The following is a 24,137-nucleotide window of genomic DNA, read 5'->3' as shown; positions in this document are numbered from 1 at the left end:
TGGTAAAGCGTCCTTAGCGCGTCCTATCGGACGCGCTGCGCTTTAGTCCTGCAGCCGTCTCTTCAGGCCGTCGATGATCGTCTTCGTGAGAAGGTCGTAATTCTCGTCGAAGTGATGATCGCCCGGCAGTTCGATCACCTCGGCGCCGCTATCCTTCAGCGCCGGACAGGCGACATCGTCATCGTCGTCCTTGCCGTAGATGCATTGCACGAGCTTCGGATCGATGTTCTTCAGATCGCCGACGGGATCGCCTCCCGCCCCTTCCGTCTTCTGGCCGAGCCAGCCGAGAACGGAGATGACGTAGTCGACTTGGTGCGAAAGCGACAGCAGCGACAATTGCGCCACCGCCGACTTTTCGGCTGGCTTGAGGAGCTGGTAGGTGGCGGGCACGACATCGGCGCCGAAGGAATAACCGACGAGCAGCACGTGCTTCACCTTCCACTGTTTGCGGTAGAAATCGATGATCTTCGAAAGATCGGCGGCGGTCTCCTCCGGCTTGCGCTCCGACCAGAAATAATGAAGCGAATCGACGCCGACGACCGGAATGCCTTCCTTCTGCAGCGTGGCGCCGACCTCCTTGTCGATGTCGCGCCAGCCGCCGTCGCCGGAATAGATCACCGCCATCGTATCGAGGGCGGGGGTCGCCTCGAGGATCGCCAGCGGCAGGCCAAGCGGATTGCCGAAGGCGCCGGAGGCGGTGACGAGATCGTCGAGCGTATCGGCAAACACCGTCTGCGCATCGTCGGTGGAATCGCGGATCTCGACCGCAGCATGGATCTTCTTCAGCGCTTCGGCATGCGCCCTGCCATCCTTGTCGGCATTGGGCGTGAAGACGGTGACGATCGGATCCGGCAGAGCGCCGTCGCTGAGGCCATACATGGTGCGTTGACCGACGACTTGCTTGGAAGCCGGCGTGCAAAGTTCCTGGGCGAGCGGAATGCCGGCCTTCGGATCGACAGCAAGCGTCTGGCCAATTGTCGCATCCGGCGTCTGCGCGGCGATCGCCAGCGCTAAGGCCCCGCCCTCGCCGATGCCGGCGACGATCGGCAGATGATAGGCGCTGTTGCCGGTCGCGCGCTGCACCTGCTGGCTCAGCGACTCGATGTCCGAGACCATGTAGACGCAACCGTCGTTGAGGCTGACGTCGTATTGGCTGAGCGCCTGGATATAGGAGGGGAAGTCGACGCCGATGACGACGGCGCCTTCGGCAACCAGCCTGTCGGCTTCGGCCTTCTCATAGTCGCCCCAGCCGGCGGCATCGGATATCAGCATCACCGTACCCTTCACCTCCCCTTCCGGCAGGAAGATGTGCGGCGACGGGATGAGCCCGGCTTCGAAGCTCTGCGTGGTCTCTTCGGCGGCATCAGCCGGTGCGGCCGCGAGCATGCAGGCGCATGCCGTGGCAAGAAGGATTGTCCTGATCATTTTCTCACTACCCCTTTCAACCCGCCCCCGATCAGAAATGTCGCGTCCATCAACGCGATCATCGGATTGCCCCCTCCGGAGACCGCAAGATAGCGCGGTTGCCAGTGCGGATGAAACTTGGATTTGAATGCCCGAAGGCCTTTGAAGTTATAGAAGCGCTCGCCGTGTTCGAAGACGGTGCTGCCGATGCGGTCCCAGACGGGCGCCGCCTCGCGTTTCGACATGCCGGAGAGGGGCGCCATGCCGAGATTGAAGTGGGTGAAACCCTGGCCGCGCAGATATTCCATGATCTGCACGAAGAGAAAGTCCATCGAGCCTTTCGGCGCATCCGGCGAGAAGCGCATGAGATCGATCGTGCCCTCCTGTCTGGATTCGGTCACGAGGATATTGGCGAAGGCGACGATCCTGCCGTCCTTTTTCAGGATGCCGACAGGCTGCGAGGAGACATAATCGGAATCGAAGGCGCCGAGCGAGAAGCCCTTTTCCTTGGCATTGTGATGCTCGAGCCAAGCCGTCGAAACGGCGGCAAGGTCATCAATGACCGAAGACACGTCCTGCGGTTCGACGACGGCAAATTCCAACCCGTCGCGCTGGGCGCGGCTTGCCGTCTGGCGAAGGTTCGCCCATTTGCCGCCCTTCATTTCGAAGGTCCTGAGATCGGCCACCGCCAGTTCGCCGAGCTTGAAGGCGCGCAGGCCAGCATCGGCGCAATGCGACAGCAGCGCCGGCGATATCTGGTAGAACACGGCCCGGCAGCCGGCGGCGCGCGCCGCTTCGACGAAACGCCAGACGAGTTCCTGCACGGCGCGATGGTCGCCGACCGGATCAAACAGCGCGATCCAGGAGCGGCCCTGCCGGCCATACATGATGAAAGCGTCGCCGTTTTCCGAGAACATGATGCTCTTGTCGCCCATGCGCACCAGATTGGCGTCGGCATTGCCCTGCTTCATGACGATCTCGACGGCACGCGCCAGCGCCTCGTCCGTCGCCTGCTCAGGCCGGAAGCTTGCCGGCCGGAGCAGGCTGAAGACGGCGATCGCCGAGGAGATGATGGTGATGCCGAGAACGGCTCGTAAGCCCCGCGGCGCCTCGGCCGTGAATTCGAACTGCCACCAGAGCTGGTTGCTATATTCAACGTCGCGATAGACGAAGAGCAGGATGACGACGGCGCCGACGACGATCACGGCGATCGCCATCAGCCAGGACGCCGTCAGCGCCTGGTTGAGCAGCGAGGCCTGGCGGGTAAAGAGCCGGCGACTGACGAAGAGCCCGAAGATGAGGAAGGCGAGAAAAGCGGCTTCGACGAGCGCGATCGCCTTCAGCAGCGATAGAGTCAGCGCGGCAAGCGCCGAGAATACGGCCACCCACCAGGCGCCGTCGAGCCGCTGGCCGAGGCCGCGCGCAGCGACGACGAGTGCCAACCCCAGCAGGCTGGAGAGGAAATGCGCTCCTTCGACCATCGGCAGCGGCAGATAGTTGGAGAGGAATTCGAGGTTCTGGTCCGGCGTCGGCGTGACGCTCGAAAACACCAGCATGACGCCGAGCAGCAGTGCGAGAGCCGACAGCAGCTGCGGCATCAGCCGTCCGCCGATGCGCCGCATGCTGGAGGCGGCAGGATGATCGACGAAACGACGCAGCTCCGCCGCCGACACCGCGAGCACGGCGATCAGCAGCGGCAGTACATGGTAGACCAGCCGGTAGAGCACCAGTGATCCGAGCACGGCATCGATGTTTACCGCGCTGCCGAGCGACGCGATGATCACGGTCTCGAACACGCCGAGCCCGGCCGGAACGTGACTGAGCACGCCGAGACCGACGGCGATCGCATAGACGGCGAGGAAGACCGGCCAGCCGATGGCCGTCTGCGGCAGCAGCACATAGAGTACCGACGCCGAGGCGGCGATATCGAAGGCGGTGACGAGGAACTGCCGCGACCAGGTACGCGAATCCGGCAGGCGGATTGCCACAGGCCCAAGATCGAGCACGCGCCCGTCACGGCCGATAATCATCACCGCGCCCAGAATGGCGACGATCGAACCGGCGATCAGCCGCAGAAGGAAGGGGCTGACCCCGATCAGCGGGCCGATCTCGTCGGCGATGACGATGAGGGCGATTGCTGCGACACCCGCAAGCCCGAGACCGAAGGACAGCGTGACGAAGGCGATGATGCGGCCGATATCCTCCGGCGAGAGCCCGAGGCGGGTATAGGCGCGATAGCGGATCGCGCCTCCCGAAAGCGCGCCGAAACCGGCTGTATTGCCGACGGCATAGGCACTGAACGCCGTCAGCGCCACATGCGGAAAGGGCAGCTTCTTGCCGATATATTCGATGGCGTTGAGATCGTAGAAGATCAGTGCGAGGAAACTGAGCGCCGTGAAGAACAACGCAAGCAGGATCGCGCTCGGCCTGGTGGCGGCCAGCGCACCGACGACGTCGTCATAGCGCACCTCGTTGGTGAGCTGCATGATCGCGTAACCGACGAGGCAGAAGACCACCAGTGACGCGGCTGCCAGCAGCGGCGTTCTGTACCGTCTGAATAGCCCGCCAAAAGAAAACCCGCCCGTTTCTTCCATCTCTTCCAAATTGCCGTGCCCCGACATTCTCGTACCCTGCTGCAACTGCCAGCTTGGCGGGAATCATTTCAGATGACGTAACATGAGAGGCATATAAACTCTATGAAGCCATGCCGCCGCTACCCCAGCCCCGCCGCCTGCGCCTCAATCATCCTCAATTGGGGCGAATTTGCGCAGGCGGGCGTCGCGGCGCATTGCATTTTCGTAAGCTTCAGCAGAGCCTTGCCCTCGATGGAGAGTTGAGACGCGAGAGAAAGGTTCGATATGCAGGATGGTTCGGCCTTCGTGATGCTTGCCCTCGGCCGCCTGCTGCTCGGCGGCCTCTATGTCGCTGGCGGCATTCAACATTTTTTCGTCATCGTGCCGCTGACCGAGGCGATCGAAACCCGCGGCGTCCCTTTTGCGAAATGGGTGCTGGTCTTGGGCAGCACGTTCCAGATCGTCGCCGGCATCCTGCTGATGCTCGGCCTGTTTGTCGCGGCAGCGGCATTCGGTCTCATAGTCTTCACGTTGGCGGCCACCGTCATGCTGCTGAATTTCTGGGACATGCAGGGAACGGCGCGCGACAGCGCGATCAATACCTGGAAAACCAACATGGCGATCATCGGCGGCCTGCTGATCGCAGCCGCCGGCGCAGTGTGACCACATTCATGCTGCCGGCTCGACGCTTGCCCGCGCATGCGCGGCGTAGCGCGCGACGGCAGCATCCACCTCCGCGTCGCGGTCGCCCGCCACCTGCACCGTCGGCACGGCGAATTCGATACCGTTTTCCTGGAAGGCATTGCGGATCATCGCCAGCGCATTGCGGCGGATGACGAATTGCTCGCCGGGCTTCGTCATCATCGACAGCCGGATTTCGATCGCGAATTCGCCGAACTGCTCGACACCCTTCATCTTCAGCGTCTCGATGATATGAGGGCCGAATTCCGGATTTTCGAGCAGCGTCTGGCCGATCTGCTTGATCACCTTCTTCGCCTTGACGAGATCGGTATCGTATTTGACGTTGAGGCTGATCTTGTCGATCGTCCAGTCGCGATTGAGGTTCTTCACCGCGCCGAGTTCACCGAACGGTACCGTCGTCAGCGGTCCGCGATGATGACGCAGCTTCACCGAGCGCAGGCTGAAGGCCTCGACCACGCCCTTGTGGCTGCCGCTTTCGATATATTCGCCGATGCGGAAGGCATCGTCCCAGAGATAGAACATACCGCTGATGACGTCTTTGACGATCGTCTGCGCGCCGAAACCGACCGCGACGCCGACAACACCGGCGCCGGCGATCAGCGGCCCGATCTCGATACCGAGGCCGGAGAGCACCATCAGAACGGCAATGACGGCGATCACCACGGCGAGAATATTGCGGAAGATCGGCAGCAGCGTCTGTATCCGCGCGCGTTTGGCCTTTTCCTCATCCGTTGTCCCGCCATCCACGGATGAATCGAGCAGCTTGCCGTCGATATAGGCCTTGATGACGTGCCAGAGCAGATCGGCGGCAAGCAAGATGACGATGCCGCCGATCACGCCGCGCGCGATCTTGTCGACCATCGTTTCGCCGGCGGCCATCGTGTCGGCGCCGACGCCGAGCATATGCCCGAGCCAGATGGCGGCAACAGCAATGATCAGCGCCCGCACGCCGCGGTCGAGCAGCACGGCTGCAATACGGCGTGTGGCAAGGAAGCTCGCTTCGGTCTGCTGCAGCGATTTTACCGCAATCGTCGAGACGGCAAGCACGCGCGGCAGCAACAGCACGTAAATGCCGAGCCAGAGCAGCCAGTTGAAGCCTGCGACCCAGAGGCTCCAGAGCAAGAGGAAATAGACGGTGAGCGCCCAGGAGGTCCCGTGACCACGCTTCTCGTCCTTGTGCGGCCGCGACCAGACCGCCTCGATCGCGATCAGCAGCAGGCCGATGCCCAGGATATAGCCAACGAGGATCCGCACGCTCGCAGAATAGCCGAGCGGCTCCATCGACTGGATCACCGCCCATCCAAAAATGAAATAGATGACGAAGGTCGCACAGCGCCGATACCAGAAGAATGCAACCGCGCGCGCCGGCATGATTGCCGCGGTGATCTCCTCCCGTTCTTCCTCGGCTCGCGCCAGCCCGATGAGATCGACCAGCACGCCTCCGAGGCAAATCGTGAAGCGCTGGACTACGAGCGCGACAACGCAAACGATCGCGATGCTCTGGCTGACCGGCGGCCAGCTGACGCTGAGAAGAGCAAGCGCCGTCGCCATCGCGAAGATCAGCGCCGGGATGACGCGCGGGGCGAGATGCATGCCCGCCATCTGCGCCGCCTGGCGGCGGCGGCGAAAGGCATAGCGGGCAATGCGCTCGACGATTGTGCCGAGCAGGAAAATCGCCAGAAACTGCGCCACCATGCGCGGCCAGCCGGCGGCGGCGATCTCGCCGAAGAACAGCGAAGAAGCATGGCCGACCTGCGAGGGCAGCGTCATCGCCGCATCGGAGACCATCGAGACGTGCCGGCGGGCATGCTGGAGCAGACCTGAGAGCACCGACATCTGGTCGCCAGCCGCCGCATCGCTCGCGGGCGCCATCTGCGTCGACATCCATTGCTTGACCTGAGGCGTCTGCATCAGCTCCATCATCTGACGCACTTCGGCGGGCGGGGCGGCCGCGGTCGGCACTTGCGCTGGCGGCGTCTGGGAAAAGCCAGGCGAAACCGCCGAAAAAAGCGCAAGCAATACCAGCATGCCGAATATGACGGCCTTCAAGCTTCCTGCCATGCCACGCTCCATGACCGCCTCCAATGAAATGTCGGTCGCTTGTAGAAGGCAGCGCTGACATTTTGCAATGGATACTCGCGACCGCTGCCGCCAGCAAGCAGTAGGGAAACCATACCGATGGCTAGCAAAGGCAAACCTCGCCGCCTCCTCGAAACGAAGCACTGCGCTCGCTATTTCAGGATGACGGCTTTGTCGGAACGGTGAGTGAAGTCGCTTGCCTTCAGGATTTCGGGACCGGCTTTTCCACGTGACCGCCGAAGCCCGCGCGCATCGCCGACAGCACCTTGTTGGCGAATTCGTCATTGTCGCGCGAGGAGAAGCGACCGTAGAGCGCAGCGCTCAGCACCGGCGTCGGCACGCTTTCGTCGATTGCCGCCATGATCGTCCAGCGGCCTTCGCCGCTGTCCGAGACGCGGCCGGCATATTTCGAAAGTGCGGGATCGGCATGCAGCGCATCGGCCGTGAGATCGAGCAGCCAGGAGGTGATGACGCTGCCGCGGCGCCAGACTTCGGCGACATCCTGCAGGTTGAAATCATACTGGAAATGTTCCGGATGGGCGAGCGGCGCGGTTTCCGCATCGGCCTCGTGCGAGGCGGCGCCGATATTGGCATGTTTCAGAATATTGATACCTTCGGCATAGGCGGCCATCAGGCCATATTCGATGCCGTTATGCACCATCTTGACGAAATGACCGGCGCCATGCGGGCCGCAATGCAGGTAACCCTGCTCGGCGGTGCTGGCCGCAGCCGCTTCGGCGCTCCGGTTCGGCGAAGCTTCGGTCTTGCCGACGCCGGGCGCCAGCGTCGCGAAGATCGGGGAAAGGTGTTCGACGATGCCCTTCTCGCCGCCGATCATCAGGCAATAACCGCGCTCGAGGCCGAAGACGCCGCCGCTGGTGCCGACATCGACATAATGGATGCCCTTGGTAATGAGGTCGGCGCCGCGACGAATGTCGTCATGGTAATAAGAGTTTCCGCCATCAATGACGATATCGCCATTCTCAAGCAGCGGCACCAGGCTCGCCAGCACCTTGTCGACGATCGCCGCCGGCAGCATCAGCCAGATCGCGCGCGGATGGGCGAGCTTCGAGACGAACTCCGCGAGCGAGGCACTGCCGGTCGCACCGAGGCCCGCGAGCTCGGCAACGCTTTCCGGCCTGGCGTCGTAGACGACGCATTCGTGACCGCCTCGCATCAAGCGCTGGACCATATAATTGCCCATGCGGCCCAAACCAACCATGCCAAGCTGCATAATGAATCTCCTGGAAACCGAAATGAAGTATCGAATCCGGAAATTAGCACCCGCAGTGTGACAGGCAAGCAAAGTCTCGGTGATATCGGCGAATGCGACGATTGCGCCGCCGATCGTCTTGATGCCGACTCACTCGTTCAAACATCAGGCGCGCTGGCCGGCTCACCCTTCATCTCGCTGAGGAACATGCCCTCGCGCAGATTGATGCCGTATTCGACGAAGGCCTTCATGCAGCAGAGCATCTGCGTCCAGCCTTCGCAGTTGAGATAGGTGCCGCGCCGGCCGGCATCGTCTTCACGCCAGCCGGTCTCGGCGATAGTCACCAGCGTGCCGCCGTCTTCCAGCGGCTTGAAGTTCATCTCTACCAGCGTCTTGTAGGTCGTCTTGTCTTCGCCGGTGCCGCCATCCCAGCGCAGCACGATGCGGCTTTCCGGCACCAGTTCGACGACCTCGACCGGCGCATCCTTCCACCAGGTCACCGTCGTGCCCTTCACGAGCGGTGCGCTCGCTCCGCCGATCGTGGTGAAATAGCTGCTGAGCTTCTTCGGGTTGACGACGGCATCGAACACCTCTGCAACGGGGCGGCCGACACGGCCGGAAATGCGGATTGCGAGAGACATGACACTTCTCCTCTTCTCCAGTGTGTCTGTTCCATTGTCCTCGGCGCCATTATGTTATAAAAATATAACATGTCAAGCGAATCAACCGACGATCCCGTTTTCAAGGCGCTGGCGCATCATCGCCGCCGCGAAATTCTCGATCTGCTCAAGGATGGCCCCCAAACCACAGGGACCCTTTGCGAGATGTTTCCGCAGATGGATCGCTGCACGGTGATGCAGCATCTGAAGGTGCTGGAAGAGGCTGACCTGGTCATCGCCAGGAAGGAAGGCCGCGAGCGCTGGAACCACCTGAACAGCCTGCCGATCAAACACATCTATGACCGCTGGATCAGCACCTATGCCGGCCATTCCCTGTCGATTCTCGACCGGCTGAAAGGCGACCTCGAGGGCCAGCCCGAATAATGATCCAGTCGCCCAACAGCTTGCTTGCCGGCCAGCCGAAGCCTTATGCTGGCCAAAACGGCACGGGATCAGGCAGATGACGATATCGGGCGCCGGCATACGCCGCATGCGGCTGCTGCGCAGCATGAAGCAGGAACATCTTGCCGAACTCCTCCGCGTCAACCAGGCGACGGTCTCACGCTGGGAGCGCGATCAGCTCGCCCTGTCGGCCGAACAGGCGGCCAAGCTGGAACGGATTTTCAGCTCACCGCAACATGCAGCAGTCGATGCGGCGCTGAAGCGGCTGGTCGAGGATTCCGTCCGGCCGGTGCATCTGATCTGCGACCGCACCCACCGGCTGCTCTCCGCCTCTCGCCCGCGGCAGGCGGAGTGGCGGGTGCCGCTCGGCGCCTTTCTCGGCCGCTCCATATTCTCTTATGCATCCGCCGAAATCGCCGCCGCCGAGCAGTCGCTGGAGGAGCGCGGCTGGCATGAGGGCAGGCTCTCGTCGTTGACCCTCGATACCGGCGCCAACGGCAATGCGCTGCTGCCAATCGCCGCCGGCCGTGTGACCTGGGAACGGATCATGCTTTCCGACGGTAGCGCCGGCCGCCTCGTCACGACCATCGGCTGAGCCTCAAGCTTTCCTGCATTCCCCTGCATAATTTATGCGTTGTCCGGAAACGCCAGTCTTTATAGCGTCCGCGGCCGAGCGGTCAGGAGACGATGTGATGACGATACTGGTAACGGGAAGTGCCGGCCATCTCGGCGAGGCGCTGATGCGAACCTTGAGGGCGGAAAGCCGGTGGGTGCGCGGCATCGATATCAAGCCCTCGGCTTTTACCGACATGGTCGGCTCGATCAGTGATCGCGCCTTCGTCCGCCAGGCGATGTCTGGCATCAGCCACGTCATCCATGCCGCGACGCTGCACAAACCGCATGTGGCAACCCACGACAATCGCGATTTCCTCGACACCAATATCGCCGGCACCCTTAACCTGCTCGAAGAAGCAGTGGCCGCCGCAGGCGTTGCAAGCTTCGTCTTCACCAGCACCACCAGTACCTTCGGCGCAGCATTGACTCCTGCTGCCGGCGAACCGGCGGCATGGGTGACCGAGGACGTGCTTCCCGTCGCGAAAAACATCTACGGCGTGACGAAACTCGCTGCCGAAGGTCTATGCGAACTCTTCGCCCGCAAATCCGGTCTGCCGGTGGTCATTCTCAGGACTTCGCGTTTCTTTCCCGAAAACGACGACGATCCTGACATTCGCAACGGCTATTCGGCTGAAAACGCCCAGGCCAACGAGCTTCTTCACCGCCGCGTCGATATCACCGACGTGGTCGGCGCTCATCTGCAGGCGCTCGAAAAGGCGCCGGCAATCGGCTTTGGCCGCTACATCATCTCCGCCACGACGCCGTTTTCGGCAAGGGATCTTGCCGAGATCAGGCGCGACGCGCCTCCCGTCGTCGAACGACTGCTCCCGGGTGCAGCTTCTCTCTACGCATCACGGGGTTGGAAAATGTTTCCTTCGCTCGACCGTGTCTATGTCAACGAACGCGCAAGGCGGGAACTCGGCTGGCAGCCGCGATATGATTTCCGTTTCGTGCTCGATTGCCTGCGCGACAACAGGGAGTGGCGAAGCCCCTTGGCGTTGGATGTCGGCTCCAAAGGCTACCACGACGAGGTCTTTGCCGAGGGGCCTTACCCGGTCGGATAGAGCAGCGAGCTGAAATGCGAATATGCAAAAGCCTCACACCTTTTGGCATGGGCTTTTCACTGAAAAGCGTCATCCAGATATCATGATCCCGTCATAGACCGTCTGCCGGGGATATGGGGCGACGAAATCCAGGGCGTGTTGTGCCATCGGGAAATCGAATCCAGGCCGGGGGTGTCATTTGAAGCGGTGTCCAGCCTGCGGGCGGAAGCCGTTTCGAGAGCGCTTTTGACCGAGAGGGTATTTGCATGAAGAATGTCAGACCTTACACAGCGCGGCTGTTCGCCGCGGTTCTCGCGGCATCCGCCGCCGTGCCAGTCGTCGCAGTGGCCGAGAATTCCGCCACCGTCGGCGGCCTCACCTTCGTCAACAAGGGCCTGGTGGGCATCGGCCGCATTCCGGCCAACCAGCGTGACAAATTCGGCGAGACCTTCGGTTCCGGCTCGGGCATGGCGGTCGATCCCGCCGCCTGGAGCCGCGACGGCGCCGGGTACAAGGGCACGCTCTACCTGTTGCCCGACCGCGGTTACAACGCCGTCGGCACCGTCGACTATCGTCCTCGCCTGAACACCATCTCGATCGGGCTGACGCCGACCGCTCCGCGTGCAGCACCCGAGGCCGGCAAGGAACAGTCGGGCGTCGACGCAAAGCTCGTCGATTCCACACTCTTCGTCGACGACAAGGGCGGCGACATGACCGGCCTCGACCCGGAATCCGGCGTCCGCCCCGCTGCCGGCAATTTTCCCGCGCTACCGCAGGCGACGAACGGCAAGATCGCGCTCGACAATGAAGCCATCATCCGCATGGCCGACGGCAGCATGTTCGTCAGCGACGAATACGGGCCTTATATTTACCGCTTCTCGGCCGACGGCCACCTGCTCTCCGCCACCCAGCCGCCGAAGGCGCTTTTGCCGATGCGCAAGGGCGCGCTGAGCTTTGCCTCCAACAATCCCGGTCCCGGCGCCTCCGCTCCGGACCCGAAAGATCCGGAGACCGGCCGCCAGAACAACCAGGGTCTCGAAGGCATGGCGATAACGCCTGATGGTAAGTTCATCATCGCTGTGCTGCAATCGGCTGCCCGCCAGGACGGCGGCGATTCCGGCTCGACCCGCCAGAATACCCGCGCGCTGATCTATGACGCCGCCGATCCCGATCACCTGAAACTGGTGCACGAATATGTCGTGCCGCTGCCGGTCTTCAAGGATGCCAAGGACAAGACGACGATCGCCGCCGAGAGCGAAATCATTGCTCTTTCCGACAAGACCTTCCTGATGCTCGCCCGTGACAGCGGCAACGGCCAGGGCCTGAAGGGCGACACCTCGCTCTACCGCAAGGTCGACATCGTCGACGTTTCCGCCGCGACCGACATCGCCGGCAGCGATTTCGATGACGGCAAGCCGATCGCGCCGAAGGGCGTCGTCGATCCCTCGCTGACACAGGCGACGCTGACACCCTTCATCGACCTCAACGACAAGGCCGATCTCGCCCGCTTCGGCTTGCACAACGGCGCGCCGAACGACAAGAACAATCTGTCGGAAAAGTGGGAAGCCATGGGTCTTGCGAGCGTTCTCGACCCGAACCTGCCGGACGACTACTTCCTGTTCGTCGCCAATGACAACGACTTCTTGACGCAGGATGGTTTCCAGGTGGGTGCCGCCTACAAGTCAGACGGCGGTGCCGACGTCGACACCATGTTCCAGGTCTTCCAGGTCACCCTTCCAGGCCTGAAGAAGTAACGGACGCACTGAAGAAGGGCGGACGCGCAAACCACGTTCGCCCGCCATATCCGGCGTCTTCGCTGAAAATGGAAGGAAAGGGTGCGATCCACGACCACCGATGGATGTTTACGATCCTGGGTGCCTACAAACGTAGGTGGGCGCCGTGTGTCCAGGCCCACGGGCCTGGCCAGGGACAGCTCCCTTTGGATCGAGTATGGCCCCAGGGATTGTGGTTCCTGTCGAGAGGCGCAGACCGCATGCCGATATATAAGGTCGTTTGTGCTGGCGCGCCAGTGGCGACGGAAGGCGGCCCCTATTTAATTGAGATCAATTGAGTTCGGGGGCCGACCGGCCGTTCAGCTTGTCGGTGATGCCGCGGATGCGGCTCGACACTTCACTGAGCGCTGCGGCAAGATTTTCCTCGGTCCGGGCGGTGGCTGCAAGCACCGTATCGCGATTGCCGCGCAGCGTCTCGAGCTCGGATTCCAATCCGGCAACGCGGCGCGTCAGCTCGGCAATCTCGTCCGTGATCATGATGCCGGCCATGACGGTGATCCTGAGATCGCCGATTTCCCCGAACTGATCCTTGAGATGGCCGACATAGCGGTCGAAGCGGGTGGCGAGATCGGTCAGGTGATCCTCCTGCCCTTCCTCGCAGGCCATGCGATAGGCTTTGCCGTCGATCGTTACCGTCACCTGCGCCATGCCAAACTCTTTCTATAAGAGCATGATGCCGAAAAGTGTGAGCGGTTTTCGGACGACATCATGCTCTAACTCTTTAAATTAGAACAGGATTCAGATTTTGGGCCTGGCCTAAAATCATCCTGTTCTAGCGATCCAGAACTGCGCGGATCGTTTCCATGGCCGTCACCAGCCGCCGCGATACCTCGCGATTGACCTCTTCCAGCCGGTTGGCGCGGAATTCGGCCTGGTCGAGCTCCTGCGCCAGTCGCGAACGGTCGGCGTGCACACGCCGTACCTCGCCCTCGATCTCGCCCTGCTCGCGCTGCCGCTCGACGCGCATGTCGACGGCGTTTTCGAGGCTCGATATCGCCTGTCTCAATTCGTTGAGCGCTGCTTCCATGGTTTTGCCTGTGGGCATCATGTCTTTCCGATTCCCGCGCAGGATCCGCGAATCGGCACGCCGCGCCGATCCTGCGATTTCAAAAGGATATGCAGCTCGCCGACGGCCCGTCAATAAATCCTGTCACTTGCCCACCGGCCTATCCTGTGGATGAGCGTTTTACATAGGCTCGCCACATCAGATTCGTCATTTGTACAATCGTGCGATCAAATGTCAAAAATCGCTGCTGCGCGCCCGGATTTGGCCTGCCATTTATTGACTTGCCCGTCCCAACTGCTATGTCTCTGCCGCTTTCACTCGATGGTCTTGGAGGCTCGAGGCCATCCCCCGACACCCGGAACTTGCGGAAAAGCCATGACCTCTCCCGAACAACACGACCGGATGGCGAATGCGATCCGTTTTCTCGCCATGGACGCCGTCGAAAAGGCGAACTCCGGCCACCCGGGCATGCCGATGGGCATGGCCGACGTGGCAACGGTCCTGTTCACCAAATATCTGAAGTTCGATCCGAAGAAGCCGCACTGGCCAAACCGCGACCGCTTCGTGCTGTCGGCCGGCCATGGCTCGATGCTGCTCTATTCGGTGCTGTATCTGACCGGCTATCCTGACATGACGATCGAGGATCTGAAGCAGTTCCGTCAGCTCGGCTCGAAGACCGCCGGCCATCCGGAATACGGTCACGCCACCGGCATCGAAACGACGACCGGTCCGCTCGGCCAGGGCATTGCCAATTCCGTCGGCATGGCGATTGCCGAACGCAAGCTGCGCGAGGAGTTCGGCTCCGATCTCCAGGATCACTATACCTATGCGATCTGCGGCGACGGCTGCCTGATGGAGGGCATCAGCCACGAAGCCATCGCGCTCGCCGGCCACCTGAAGCTCAACAAGCTCGTTCTGTTCTGGGATAACAACTCGATCACCATCGACGGCGCCGTTTCGCTGTCGGATTCCACCGACCAGATCGCCCGCTTCAAGGCGGTACATTGGAACACGATCGAGATCGACGGTCACGATCAGGCCGCTATCTCCGGCGCGATCGAAGCTGCCCATAAGTCCGACCGCCCGACCTTCATCGCCTGCAAGACGATCATCGGCTTCGGCGCTCCGAACAAGCAGGGCACCCACAAGGTCCACGGCAACCCGCTCGGCGCCGAAGAAATTGCGGCCACCCGCAAGGCGCTGAACTGGGAAGCCGAAGCCTTCGTCATCCCGTCTGATGTTCTCGACAGCTGGCGTGCAGCCGGCGCCCGCTCCCTTGACCTCGTCAAGTCCTGGGAAGACGGTCTCGCCAAGGCTCCGGCCAGGGCAGAGTTCACCCGCCGCATGGCAGGCGATCTGCCGGAAGGTTTCGACGCCGCGATCAGCGCATATAAGAAGAAGCTCGCCGAGACCAAGCCGACGGTTGCGACCCGCAAGGCTTCGGAAGATGCGCTCGAGGTCATCAACGGCTTCCTGCCGGAAACGCTCGGCGGCTCCGCCGACCTGACGCCGTCGAACAACACCAAGACCAGCCAGATGCATTCGATCACGCCGACGGATTTCGCCGGTCGTTACATGCATTGGGGCATCCGCGAGCATGGCATGGCGTCTGCCATGAACGGCATTGCGCTGCATGGCGGCCTCATCCCCTATAGCGGCGGCTTCCTGATCTTCTCGGATTATTGCCGCCCGCCGATCCGCCTTGCTTCGCTGATGGGCATCCGCGTCATTCACGTCCTGACGCATGACTCGATCGGCGTCGGCGAAGACGGCCCGACGCACCAGCCCGTCGAACAGCTCGCCGGTCTGCGCGCCATCCCGAACCTGATGGTCTTCCGTCCGGCCGACGCCACGGAAACAGCGGAATGCTGGCAGATCGCCATCAAGACGCACAACCGTCCTTCGGGCCTTGCTCTGACGCGTCAGAACCTGCTCGCAGCCCGCACCGAATACAGCGAAAAGAACCTCTGCGAACAGGGTGCTTACACGCTGGCCGGCAATGCCGACGCCAAAGTGACGATCTTCGCCTCCGGCTCCGAAGTCGAAATCGCCGTTGCTGCCCGTACGGCACTCGAAGCCAAGGGCGTCACCGTCCGCGTCGTATCGGTTCCCTGCACGGAACTGTTCTTCGAGCAGCCGGAAGCCTATCGCAAGGAAATCCTCGGCAACTCGCCGGTCAAGATCGCCGTCGAAGCCGCCGTTCGCGAAGGCTGGGATGCGTTCATCGGACCGGAAGGCACCTTCATCGGCATGAAGAGCTTCGGCGCTTCCGGCCCGGTCAAGGAAGTTTACAAGCATTTCGGCATCACCGCCGACGCCGTCGTTGCGGCCGCGGAAGCAAAGCTTTAATGAGGGCGCCTTGAGGCGCTCTCCATCTCCTCAATTCCAGGCCCTCGCTATCGGGCCTTACTCTATCGGGAGTGAATGAACATGACAGTCAAGGTTGCCATCAACGGTTTCGGCCGCATCGGCCGCAACGTCCTTCGCGCCATCGTCGAATCCGGCCGCACCGACATCGAAGTCGTCGCCATCAACGATCTTGGTCCGGTTGAAACCAACGCCCACCTGCTGCGCTACGACTCGATCCACGGCCGCTTCCCGGCAACGGTGAAGGTCGAGGGTGACTCGATCATCGTCGGCAACGGCAAGCCGATCAAGGTCACGGCGATCAAGGATCCGGCAACGCTCCCGCACCGCGAACTCGGCGTCGACATCGCGATGGAATGCACCGGCATCTTCACCGCCCGCGACAAGGCTGCCGCCCACCTGACGGCCGGCGCCAAGCGCGTCATCGTCTCGGCGCCTGCCGATGGTGCCGACCTGACGGTCGTCTTCGGCGTCAACCATGACCAGCTCACCAAGGAGCACTTGGTCATCTCCAACGCGTCCTGCACCACCAACTGCCTGGTGCCGGTCGTGAAGGTTCTCGACGACGCCGTCGGCATCGACCACGGCTTCATGACGACCATCCACTCCTATACCGGCGACCAGCCGACGCTCGACACGATGCACAAGGACCTGTATCGCGCCCGCGCGGCCGCCCTCTCGATGATCCCGACCTCGACGGGTGCAGCCAAGGCAGTCGGCCTCGTTCTGCCGCATCTGAAAGGCAAGCTCGACGGCACCTCGATCCGAGTTCCGACCCCGAACGTTTCGGTCGTCGACTTCAAGTTCGTCTCCAAGAAGGCGACCACCGTTGGCGAAATCAATGAAGCCATCATGGCTGCTGCCAACGGCAAGCTGAAGGGCATCCTCGGCTACACCGACGAGCCGCTTGTCTCCCGTGACTTCAACCACGACAGCCACTCGTCGATCCTCGCAACCGATCAGACCAAGGTCATGGAAGGCAACTTCGTGCGCGTCCTGTCCTGGTACGACAACGAGTGGGGCTTCTCCAGCCGCATGTCCGACACCGCAGTCGCTTTCGCCAAGCTCATCTGAGCGCACTTGAGGCATCGAGATGTAAGCGGCCCGGGAAACCGGGCCGCTTTTTGTTGCCGCGCCTCCAAACGAAACCGGCCTTCCCGCACTGGCATCTTTTCGCCCATTGCCCGGATGAGATCTGTTAGAATACGTCACCCTGGACATTCCAAAATGCCCAGGTTCCTCACGTCGCATCGGCCACCGGCCAGGTGCGGAACGCCAATACCGTGCGGTAGCACTGTCGCCCGCATGAAAATGAGAGAGATGGATGGATTATTTTACCGTTGAAATCGCCGGCCGCGCCGTTGCCAGTTTTCGCTCGGAAAATCACGAGGAAGCGACGCATTTCTTCGAGGCGGAAGACTTTCGCGACGATCTGACCGTCCTGGAATCCGAAGGCAAGCCTCTTTGGGACCGCAAAGCGGCCCTGAGCCTGCGCAAGGCGACCACCGAGGAAGCAAGCGAAGTCGAGCACGCCTATGAATTCGACGATGATCCCGAACGGACCATCGAGGACGAGTTCGTCGTGTTCCTGGTCCCGGTCGCGGATCTGACCGACGAGGGCGAGGACACAGAAGACTGACCGACGATCCGCATCTTTTTCGGGTTCGAATTCGATAGGCGTCCCTGCGCGAAAAACCTCGTCGACGAATTCCGGCCCGCAAGGATGGATCATGGGTTGGCAATCCGCTGGCCAAGCGTGTTAGATTGAGCAAATGCGCAGCACTGCACAATGGCTAAAGTGAGCCAAGTGGAGTTGATAAATGGCAGAGACACAAAAACGCTTGTCCCACACCACCCTCAAACGGCGGCAACGGTTTCACCCCAAGCGGGACGTCAGACCTGCCGTGTTGGCAAAGGCTAATCGTCTGGTCATCTGGGTCGCCGCGTTCATTGGCCTCTCGTTTCTCGCCATCGTCATACTTCAGGCAGTGTTAGGATAGCAGCGCAAGAGCCGGCCGCTTCTGGCACAAGACTGCAGCCGGCTGCTCTCGCTGGGCGGCCGGCATGTCCACCCGATATCGAAATCTCTCAGCGCTCATTTTCCCCTCTCCGCATCCGCGCGTGCAATCCAGGCTTCCCGTCATTGGACAAGGCAAACGGGCCGGGTGAAACGAGGAGCGGGTCTTATTCTGTTGCCATTCGCAGATACCGGCAGGAAAAATCCATGCCTGTCTTTTTTGCCCTGCTCTCGCCTGATTTTCCTATACATTCCTTATAGAGAATTTCTCCCGTAGCATTCCGTGTCGGTTGGCCGTCCGGCAGCCGTTCAGCAGCATGAAGCAGCATCGCGACGAGGTTAAGCCGCAAGGCCTACCCTTCTCTGACGTTTTGCCGTTTACTGACGGATCGCCGCGCGTGACGGAGGGGTTGAATAAAGGCGGATCGGCCGGGGCGGCTGTGTTCGCGAAGCAGTCGATGGAAAGGAGTGGGCATGGAAGCGTTCTATATCGTGGTGCTGGTTTCGACGGCGCTCGTGCTTCTTGCCGCTTTTTCGAGCCTGCTCGCCTTCCGCTTCGGCGCTCCCCTGCTGCTGCTCTTCCTGATGATCGGCCTTGCCGCCGGCGTCGATGGCCTCGGCATCGAGTTCAGCAACAATTATCTCGCCTATATTCTCGGCTCCATCGCGCTGGCCGTCATCCTCTTCGACTCCGGCTTCGGCACGCCGATGCAGGCCTTCCGGCTGGCGGCCGTGCCCTCTCTGGCGCTCGCCTCGGTCGGCGTGCTGATCACCGCCTCGCTCTTTGCCTTCGCCGCCATGTGGCTTTTGAATTTCACCTGGCTGGAAGGACTGCTGCTCGGCTCGATCGTCGCGTCGACGGATGCCGCCGCCGTCTTCTTCCTGCTGCGCATCGGCGGCATCAACATCCGCGACAAGGTGCGCTCGACGCTGGAAGTTGAATCCGGCACCAACGACCCGATGGCGATCTTCCTCACCATCGCCCTCGTCGAGGTGCTGGCGAGCGGCGAGCGTTATGCCGGCATCAATATCGGCATGCTCGCCATGTTCGTGCAGCAGATGGGCCTCGGCGTCATTCTCGGCTTGCTCGGCGGCATGATGATCGTGCTGATCGTCAGTAAGCTCGATACCGATCGCGGCCTGACGCCGATTTTCGTGCTGGCGCTCGCTCTTCTCGTCTTCTCCTTCACCGGCGCGGTTGGCGGCAGCGGCTTCCTCGCCGTCTATGTCGCCGGCATCTACGCCGGAAACCGCAAGATGCAGGCGATCGGCACCATCAAGCGCTTCCAGGACGGCATGACCTGGCTGGCGCAGATCATCATGTTCCTGGTGCTCGGCCTGCTCGCCACGCCGTCGCAATTCCCTGTCATTATCGTGCCGGCCATCCTGCTCGCCCTCTTCCTGATCTTCGTCGCCCGGCCGTTGGCGATCTGGCTGTCGCTGCTTCCCTTCGATTACACGCAGCAGGAAATCGGCTTCGTTGCCTGGGTCGGCCTGCGCGGCGCCGTCTCCATCCTGCTTGCCATCATGCCGATCCTCGGCGGGCTTGAGAACGGTCAGATCTATTTCAACACCGCCTTCATCATCGTGCTGGTCTCGCTGCTCCTCCAGGGCTGGACGATCAAACCCGTCGCCAAAAAGCTCGGGCTGATCATTCCGCCGCGCATCGGCGCCGTCGACAAGGTCGAGGTCGACCTGCCGGGCGCGGCCAACCACGAACTGCTCTCCTACCGCGTCATCAAGGATAGCCCGGTGCTGCGCGGCGAGCGCATTCCGCGCTGGGCGACCCCCTCGCTCGTCATCCGCGACGGCAAGTCGATGCGCTATCAATATGCCGGGCGGCTGCGCGAGCACGATCTCGTCTACCTCTTCATCGTACCGAGCTATTCCCGCCTGCTCGACCGGCTCTTCGCCAGCCGGGCGCCTGTCGATGACGACGATGCCGAATTCTTCGGGGCCTTCGCGCTCTCTCCTGCCCGCCCCGCCGCCGATCTCGACGCCGCCTATGGCCCCGGCCTGCTCAACGAATCCGAAAAGGGCCTGACGATCGCCGAATTGATGCGGCAGCGCCTCGGCGGCAAGGCCGATTATGCCGACCGCGTCCGCCTCGGCTCGATCATCCTCATCGTCCGCGATTTAGACGAGCACGATCATATCACCTCCGTCGGCATGTCGCTCGAAGCCGTCGAACCGGCAATTACGCTGCCGATCTTCCTCAATCTCAAGGACATCATCCAGCGCATCCGCGACCGGCTGAACGGACGCCGGAACCGGGAAACCGCAGCCTCCGAAAGCACGCCGAAACCGCCGGCAGGACGCGACGAAGGCACACGCGAAAACGGCCGCTGAACGCCTTGCGTCTCGAATGATCCTTGCTATGTTCGGCGCAACTTTCGCCAACCACGACAGGATCCTCCCCATGCCTTCTTTCAAGACCCTCGACGATCTTTCCGACATCCGCGGCAAGCGCGTTCTCGTCCGCGTCGACCTCAACGTCCCGGTGAAAGACGGCAAGGTCACCGATGTGACGCGCATCGAGCGTGTGGCGCCGACGATCCTCGAATTGTCCGAAAAGGGTGCCAAGGTGATCCTGCTGGCCCATTTTGGCCGGCCGAAGGATGGCCCTTCGCCGGATCTGTCGCTGTCGCTGATTGCCCCTTCCGTCGAGGAAGTGCTTGATCATGCCGTGCTGACGGCCCCCGACTGCATCGGCGAAGCCGCCGCCTCCGCCGTTGCCGCGATGAATGACGGCGATATCCTGCTTCTGGAAAACACCCGCTTCCACAAGGGCGAGGAAAAGAACGACGCAGACTTCGCCAAGGCGCTTGCCGCCAATGGCGACATCTATGTCAACGACGCCTTTTCGGCCGCCCACCGCGCCCATGCCTCGACCGAGGGTCTTGCCCACCACCTGCCAGCCTATGCCGGCCGCACCATGCAGGCCGAGCTGGAAGCGCTGGAGAAGGGCCTCGGTGATCCCGCTCGCCCTGTCGTCGCGATCGTCGGCGGCGCCAAGGTCTCCACCAAGATCGACCTGTTGATGAACCTAGTGAAGAAGGTCGATGCGCTCGTCATCGGCGGCGGCATGGCCAATACCTTCATCGCCGCCCGCGGCACCAATGTTGGCAAGTCGCTCTGCGAACATGATCTCGCCGAAACCGCCAAACAGATCATGATCGAGGCCGCGACCGCCGGCTGCGCCATCATCCTGCCGGAGGATGGCGTGATTGCCCGCGAGTTCAAGGCGGGTGCCGCCAACGAGACGGTCGATATCAACGCCATTCCCGCCGATGCCATGGTGCTCGATGTCGGCCCGAAATCCGTCGAGGCCATCAACGCCTGGATCGAACGCGCCGCAACCCTGGTCTGGAACGGCCCGCTCGGCGCCTTCGAGATCGAACCCTTCGATGCCGCAACGGTCGCTGCTGCGAAATACGCCGCTGGGCGCACGGCAGCCAGCAAGCTCACCTCCGTTGCCGGCGGTGGCGACACCGTCTCGGCGCTCAACCATGCCGGCGTTGCCGACGATTTCACCTATGTTTCGACCGCCGGCGGCGCCTTCCTCGAATGGATGGAAGGCAAAGAGCTTCCCGGCGTCGCGGTCCTCAACACTGCAAGGTAATCCGCAAGACTGAATTTCGCAGATTTTACATGTGGATAGACCGTGGAAGAAAAACAGCTTCCGCGGTCTTTTGCTCAGAGGATGAAAAAAATCCCAACTTTCAAACGATTGAATTGAATTCAATCGTTTCAATGACTTAGCCTTCCATTTTCCTTCCTATAAACTTCTGTTATCCGCGTTCTATATTCCTGAAGTGCCGATGTTTATTGTTGTGGAGAGAACGAAATGAGCGAACGACTGGAAGACATTGCAGTGCAGATGGTTACAGGCGGCCGGGGGCTGCTCGCCGCCGATGAATCGACCTCCACCATCAAGAAACGTTTCGACACGATCAACCTCGAATCGACCGAAACGAGCCGGCGAGACTACCGGGAGATGCTCTTCCGCTCAGACGAGGCGATGAAGAAATATATCTCCGGCGTCATCCTCTTCGAAGAGACGTTGTTCCAGAAAGCCGCGGACGGCACGCCCTTCGTCGATATCATCCGCGCAGCCGGCGCCATCCCCGGCATCAAGGTCGACACCGGCGCCAAGCCGATGGCCAAATATCCCGCTGAAACCATCACTGAGGGCCTCGACGGTCTCGGCGAGCGCCTTGCCAGATATTATGAAGCCGGCGCCCGCTTCGCCAAGTGGCGCGGCGTCATCGCCATCTCGTCGACCTTGCCGACCCGCGGTTCCGTCCGCGCCAACGCTCAGGCGCTTGCTCGTTATGCCGCACTTTGCCAGGAGGCCGGGATCGTTCCGATCGTCGAGCCGGAATGCCTGATGGACGGCAAACCGGGCGATCACAATATCGACCGCTGCGCCGAAGTGACCGAATCCACGCTGCGCATCGTTTTCGAGGAACTGGCCGATGCCCGCGTCAACCTCGAAGGCATGATCCTCAAGCCGAACATGGTGATCGACGGCAAGAACGCCCGCAAGGCCTCGGTCGCGGAAGTTGCTGAGCGCACCGTCAAGGTGCTGAAGGCGACCGTTCCTCCCGCCGTTCCCGGCATCGCCTTCCTTTCCGGCGGCCAAACGACCGAAGAGGCGACAGCCCATCTTTCGGCGATCAATGCCAGCGGCGACCTGCCCTGGTTCGTCACCTTCTCCTACGGCCGCGCCCTGCAGGACAGCGCGCTCAGGGCCTGGAACGGCAAGCAGGAAAACGTCGCTGCCGGCCAGCGCGAATTCACCCACCGCGCCGAGATGAACAGCCTTGCCGCCAAGGGCAACTGGAAGAAAGACCTGGAAAAGGCAGCCTGAGTTTTGGAGCTTTGAACTAATGGGCAGGGAGCGGCGAACGCAGCTTCCTGCCCTCTCCGCCGTTTCCTTCCCTCTCATTGTCACGGCGACAAGAAACCGCTTCGTTCCGCGAAAAACCGTGATTACTCATAGCGCCCTGTCACAACAGGAGCCGCCATGAACACCCTCTCCTACGTCACCGTCGATGTCTTCACCTCCACCCGCTTCGAGGGCAATCCGCTTGCCGTCATTTCCGATGCGCGCGGTCTGAGCGATGTGGCGATGCAAAAGATCGCCACCGAGTTCAACTATTCCGAAGTCACCTTCGTCCTGCCGCCGGAAGACCCGCAAAATTCCGCCTGCGTGCGCATCTTCACCCCGACGATGGAAGTACCCTTTGCTGGCCATCCGAACGTCGGCACCGCCTATGTGCTCGGCCAGCAGGCGGAGATTTTCGGCAAGCCGGTCGGCGATACGCTGCGTTTTGAGGAAAAGGCCGGCATCGTCGAAGTCAGCCTGAAACGCAGCGGCGGAAAGGTTGCTGCTGCCGCCATCCGCGCGCCGCAGCCGCTGACGATCGGCGACACCATCGCCGCGCAAACCATCGCCGGCTGCGTCTCGCTCGACCCGGGCGTCATCGTCGACACCACCCATGCCCCGGTCTTTGCATCCGTCGGGCTGAACTTCGCCATCGCAGAAGTGAACGGGCTCGAAGCGCTGGCCGCCGCCCGTCCGAACCTTGCCGGGTTCCAGGCAGCTGCCGGCCGCCAGACGACGAGCGGCCACGACTTCTCGCTCTTCCTCTATGTGAGGACAGCCGAAAATCCATGGAATATTCGCGCCCGTATGTTCGCGCCCCTCGATAACGTGCCCGAAGATCCGGCAACCGGCAGCGCTTCAGCCGCGCTTGGCGCCTATCTCGTCTCGCTTGCGCCGGAGGCCGATATGAACGTCCGCATCACCATTGAACAGGGCGTCGAAATGGGCCGCCGCAGCGTTATCACCCTTGATGTGCTGAAATCCAACGGCATCGTCACCGATGTCGTCATCTCGGGAGGCTGCGTTTCCGTCATGCGCGGAGAAATTAGCTTGCAAGACTGACGGTTGCAGCCCGGACCGTACCCTGCTTTACACGCAATCCGGGGCTACATCAGGAAATCGCGCGAAAGCAGAGCCACTGCCCAGACGGCGAAAGCGATCAGCGCGAGCTTCCAGAAATCCATCCGCCGCCTGAGGCCGGGAAGCCCGAGCGGTTTGATCACCTGTATCGCCATGGCAAGGATGAGCAGCAAGGCTATCAGCTTTGTCATGCTTTATTTTTTCCGTTTTTCGGAATGTCACAGGACGGACATTTTTCCGCGCGAACAAGAGGATCTCGACACGCCGTAAAGATATTCCGGGGCACAATCAAT

General features: G+C 61.7%; 21 protein-coding genes and 1 other RNA gene. 13 read left to right on the top strand and 9 right to left on the bottom strand.

All coding sequences use genetic code 11. The features are described from left to right. Positions 1-42: 42 nt before the first annotated feature. Positions 43-1,425, bottom strand: a complete 1,383-nt coding sequence (locus tag HX898_RS25950) for an AcvB/VirJ family lysyl-phosphatidylglycerol hydrolase (protein WP_138333445.1) — start codon at positions 1,423-1,425, stop codon at positions 43-45. Beyond that, entirely contained in the window at positions 1,422-4,025 is a 2,604-nt protein-coding gene (mprF, locus tag HX898_RS25945) for a bifunctional lysylphosphatidylglycerol flippase/synthetase MprF (RefSeq protein ID WP_138333443.1), read from the bottom strand. The genes HX898_RS25950 and mprF overlap by 4 nt, the downstream gene beginning before the upstream one ends. Positions 4,026-4,262: 237 nt before the next feature. Here mprF and HX898_RS25940 point away from each other — a divergent pair, with 237 nt between their 5' ends. Beyond that, positions 4,263-4,640, top strand: a complete 378-nt coding sequence (locus HX898_RS25940) for a DoxX family protein (RefSeq protein WP_138333442.1) — start codon at positions 4,263-4,265, stop codon at positions 4,638-4,640. A 6-nt stretch (positions 4,641-4,646) separates the two neighbouring features. Here the strand turns inward: HX898_RS25940 and HX898_RS25935 are convergent, their stop codons facing one another. The 3 genes from HX898_RS25935 to HX898_RS25925 all read right to left on the bottom strand — a co-directional run bounded on the left by HX898_RS25935 (position 4,647) and on the right by HX898_RS25925 (position 8,612). Beyond that, on the bottom strand, positions 4,647-6,752 hold the full coding sequence (locus HX898_RS25935) for a mechanosensitive ion channel family protein (protein ID WP_138333440.1): 2,106 nt from the start codon (positions 6,750-6,752) through the stop codon (positions 4,647-4,649). A 208-nt stretch (positions 6,753-6,960) separates the two neighbouring features. Then, entirely contained in the window at positions 6,961-7,992 is a 1,032-nt protein-coding gene (gnd, locus tag HX898_RS25930) for a phosphogluconate dehydrogenase (NAD(+)-dependent, decarboxylating) (protein ID WP_138333438.1), read from the bottom strand. Between the two features lie 137 nt (positions 7,993-8,129). Next, entirely contained in the window at positions 8,130-8,612 is a 483-nt protein-coding gene (locus tag HX898_RS25925; RefSeq protein ID WP_138333436.1) for an SRPBCC domain-containing protein, read from the bottom strand. Between the two features lie 69 nt (positions 8,613-8,681). Here HX898_RS25925 and HX898_RS25920 point away from each other — a divergent pair, with 69 nt between their 5' ends. From HX898_RS25920 to HX898_RS25905, 4 genes are all read left to right on the top strand, one after another. Beyond that, complete coding sequence (locus tag HX898_RS25920; RefSeq protein ID WP_138333434.1) at positions 8,682-9,014, top strand: metalloregulator ArsR/SmtB family transcription factor; 333 nt, start codon at positions 8,682-8,684, stop codon at positions 9,012-9,014. A 76-nt stretch (positions 9,015-9,090) separates the two neighbouring features. Further along, positions 9,091-9,627, top strand: a complete 537-nt coding sequence (locus HX898_RS25915) for a helix-turn-helix transcriptional regulator (protein ID WP_138333433.1) — start codon at positions 9,091-9,093, stop codon at positions 9,625-9,627. A gap of 97 nt (positions 9,628-9,724) precedes the next feature. Continuing rightward, positions 9,725-10,711, top strand: a complete 987-nt coding sequence (locus HX898_RS25910; RefSeq protein ID WP_138333432.1) for an NAD(P)-dependent oxidoreductase — start codon at positions 9,725-9,727, stop codon at positions 10,709-10,711. A 245-nt stretch (positions 10,712-10,956) separates the two neighbouring features. Continuing rightward, on the top strand, positions 10,957-12,444 hold the full coding sequence (locus HX898_RS25905; RefSeq protein WP_138333430.1) for an esterase-like activity of phytase family protein: 1,488 nt from the start codon (positions 10,957-10,959) through the stop codon (positions 12,442-12,444). A gap of 81 nt (positions 12,445-12,525) precedes the next feature. Here HX898_RS25905 and ssrS read toward each other — a convergent pair. The 3 genes from ssrS to HX898_RS25890 form a co-directional block, all read right to left on the bottom strand. After that, a non-coding RNA gene (ssrS, locus tag HX898_RS25900) (6S RNA) lies at positions 12,526-12,684 on the bottom strand. A gap of 69 nt (positions 12,685-12,753) precedes the next feature. Continuing rightward, positions 12,754-13,131 carry a cell division protein ZapA gene (locus tag HX898_RS25895; protein ID WP_003542783.1) on the bottom strand — a complete coding sequence of 126 codons (378 nt, stop codon included), beginning with the start codon at positions 13,129-13,131 and terminating at the stop codon, positions 12,754-12,756. A gap of 124 nt (positions 13,132-13,255) precedes the next feature. Next, positions 13,256-13,531, bottom strand: a complete 276-nt coding sequence (locus HX898_RS25890; protein ID WP_012758879.1) for a DUF4164 domain-containing protein — start codon at positions 13,529-13,531, stop codon at positions 13,256-13,258. A 333-nt stretch (positions 13,532-13,864) separates the two neighbouring features. Here HX898_RS25890 and tkt point away from each other — a divergent pair, with 333 nt between their 5' ends. The 8 genes from tkt (at position 13,865) to HX898_RS25850 (ending at position 23,826) form a co-directional block, all read left to right on the top strand. After that, positions 13,865-15,838: a transketolase gene (tkt, locus tag HX898_RS25885; protein WP_180196177.1), complete on the top strand. Its 1,974-nt coding sequence runs from the start codon at positions 13,865-13,867 to the stop codon at positions 15,836-15,838. Between the two features lie 81 nt (positions 15,839-15,919). Beyond that, on the top strand, positions 15,920-16,930 hold the full coding sequence (gene gap / locus HX898_RS25880; RefSeq protein WP_171600624.1) for a type I glyceraldehyde-3-phosphate dehydrogenase: 1,011 nt from the start codon (positions 15,920-15,922) through the stop codon (positions 16,928-16,930). Positions 16,931-17,180: 250 nt separating this feature from the next. Then, the gene (locus HX898_RS25875) at positions 17,181-17,495 is read left to right on the top strand and encodes a hypothetical protein (RefSeq protein ID WP_003552580.1); all 315 of its coding nucleotides are present in this window, start codon (positions 17,181-17,183) and stop codon (positions 17,493-17,495) included. A gap of 181 nt (positions 17,496-17,676) precedes the next feature. Beyond that, positions 17,677-17,856, top strand: a complete 180-nt coding sequence (locus tag HX898_RS25870) for a hypothetical protein (RefSeq protein WP_138333424.1) — start codon at positions 17,677-17,679, stop codon at positions 17,854-17,856. A gap of 491 nt (positions 17,857-18,347) precedes the next feature. Beyond that, positions 18,348-20,222, top strand: a complete 1,875-nt coding sequence (locus HX898_RS25865) for a potassium/proton antiporter (RefSeq protein ID WP_138390940.1) — start codon at positions 18,348-18,350, stop codon at positions 20,220-20,222. Between the two features lie 70 nt (positions 20,223-20,292). Beyond that, positions 20,293-21,495 (top strand): phosphoglycerate kinase, encoded by a 1,203-nt coding sequence (locus HX898_RS25860; protein WP_180196176.1) that lies wholly within the window; start codon positions 20,293-20,295, stop codon positions 21,493-21,495. A 225-nt stretch (positions 21,496-21,720) separates the two neighbouring features. Next, entirely contained in the window at positions 21,721-22,746 is a 1,026-nt protein-coding gene (locus tag HX898_RS25855; RefSeq protein ID WP_072640618.1) for a class I fructose-bisphosphate aldolase, read from the top strand. Positions 22,747-22,902: 156 nt separating this feature from the next. Then, entirely contained in the window at positions 22,903-23,826 is a 924-nt protein-coding gene (locus HX898_RS25850; protein ID WP_180196175.1) for a PhzF family phenazine biosynthesis protein, read from the top strand. Positions 23,827-23,870: 44 nt separating this feature from the next. Here the strand turns inward: HX898_RS25850 and HX898_RS25845 are convergent, their stop codons facing one another. Continuing rightward, entirely contained in the window at positions 23,871-24,035 is a 165-nt protein-coding gene (locus HX898_RS25845; RefSeq protein WP_003542801.1) for a hypothetical protein, read from the bottom strand. Between the last annotated feature and the right edge of the window lie 102 nt (positions 24,036-24,137).

Source organism: Rhizobium sp. WYCCWR 11128 (assembly GCF_013416305.1).
In the GTDB taxonomy this organism is placed as follows: Bacteria; Pseudomonadota; Alphaproteobacteria; order Rhizobiales; family Rhizobiaceae; genus Rhizobium; species Rhizobium indicum.
Note: the sequence above shows the minus strand (reverse complement) of the source record. Positions and strands in the feature narration are given on the sequence as shown.

What these genes read in the sequence shown, in the direction of transcription:
- HX898_RS25950 (WP_138333445.1), bottom strand. Translation starts at nt 1,425, where the DNA reads ATGATCAGGACAATCCTTCTTGCCACGGCATGCGCCTGCATGCTCGCG.
- mprF (WP_138333443.1), bottom strand. Translation starts at nt 4,025, where the DNA reads ATGTCGGGGCACGGCAATTTGGAAGAGATGGAAGAAACGGGCGGGTTT.
- HX898_RS25940 (WP_138333442.1), top strand. Translation starts at nt 4,263, where the DNA reads ATGCAGGATGGTTCGGCCTTCGTGATGCTTGCCCTCGGCCGCCTGCTG.
- HX898_RS25935 (WP_138333440.1), bottom strand. Translation starts at nt 6,752, where the DNA reads ATGGAGCGTGGCATGGCAGGAAGCTTGAAGGCCGTCATATTCGGCATG.
- gnd (WP_138333438.1), bottom strand. Translation starts at nt 7,992, where the DNA reads ATGCAGCTTGGCATGGTTGGTTTGGGCCGCATGGGCAATTATATGGTC.
- HX898_RS25925 (WP_138333436.1), bottom strand. Translation starts at nt 8,612, where the DNA reads ATGTCTCTCGCAATCCGCATTTCCGGCCGTGTCGGCCGCCCCGTTGCA.
- HX898_RS25920 (WP_138333434.1), top strand. Translation starts at nt 8,682, where the DNA reads ATGTCAAGCGAATCAACCGACGATCCCGTTTTCAAGGCGCTGGCGCAT.
- HX898_RS25915 (WP_138333433.1), top strand. Translation starts at nt 9,091, where the DNA reads ATGACGATATCGGGCGCCGGCATACGCCGCATGCGGCTGCTGCGCAGC.
- HX898_RS25910 (WP_138333432.1), top strand. Translation starts at nt 9,725, where the DNA reads ATGACGATACTGGTAACGGGAAGTGCCGGCCATCTCGGCGAGGCGCTG.
- HX898_RS25905 (WP_138333430.1), top strand. Translation starts at nt 10,957, where the DNA reads ATGAAGAATGTCAGACCTTACACAGCGCGGCTGTTCGCCGCGGTTCTC.
- HX898_RS25895 (WP_003542783.1), bottom strand. Translation starts at nt 13,131, where the DNA reads ATGGCGCAGGTGACGGTAACGATCGACGGCAAAGCCTATCGCATGGCC.
- HX898_RS25890 (WP_012758879.1), bottom strand. Translation starts at nt 13,531, where the DNA reads ATGATGCCCACAGGCAAAACCATGGAAGCAGCGCTCAACGAATTGAGA.
- tkt (WP_180196177.1), top strand. Translation starts at nt 13,865, where the DNA reads ATGACCTCTCCCGAACAACACGACCGGATGGCGAATGCGATCCGTTTT.
- gap (WP_171600624.1), top strand. Translation starts at nt 15,920, where the DNA reads ATGACAGTCAAGGTTGCCATCAACGGTTTCGGCCGCATCGGCCGCAAC.
- HX898_RS25875 (WP_003552580.1), top strand. Translation starts at nt 17,181, where the DNA reads ATGGATTATTTTACCGTTGAAATCGCCGGCCGCGCCGTTGCCAGTTTT.
- HX898_RS25870 (WP_138333424.1), top strand. Translation starts at nt 17,677, where the DNA reads ATGGCAGAGACACAAAAACGCTTGTCCCACACCACCCTCAAACGGCGG.
- HX898_RS25865 (WP_138390940.1), top strand. Translation starts at nt 18,348, where the DNA reads ATGGAAGCGTTCTATATCGTGGTGCTGGTTTCGACGGCGCTCGTGCTT.
- HX898_RS25860 (WP_180196176.1), top strand. Translation starts at nt 20,293, where the DNA reads ATGCCTTCTTTCAAGACCCTCGACGATCTTTCCGACATCCGCGGCAAG.
- HX898_RS25855 (WP_072640618.1), top strand. Translation starts at nt 21,721, where the DNA reads ATGAGCGAACGACTGGAAGACATTGCAGTGCAGATGGTTACAGGCGGC.
- HX898_RS25850 (WP_180196175.1), top strand. Translation starts at nt 22,903, where the DNA reads ATGAACACCCTCTCCTACGTCACCGTCGATGTCTTCACCTCCACCCGC.
- HX898_RS25845 (WP_003542801.1), bottom strand. Translation starts at nt 24,035, where the DNA reads ATGACAAAGCTGATAGCCTTGCTGCTCATCCTTGCCATGGCGATACAG.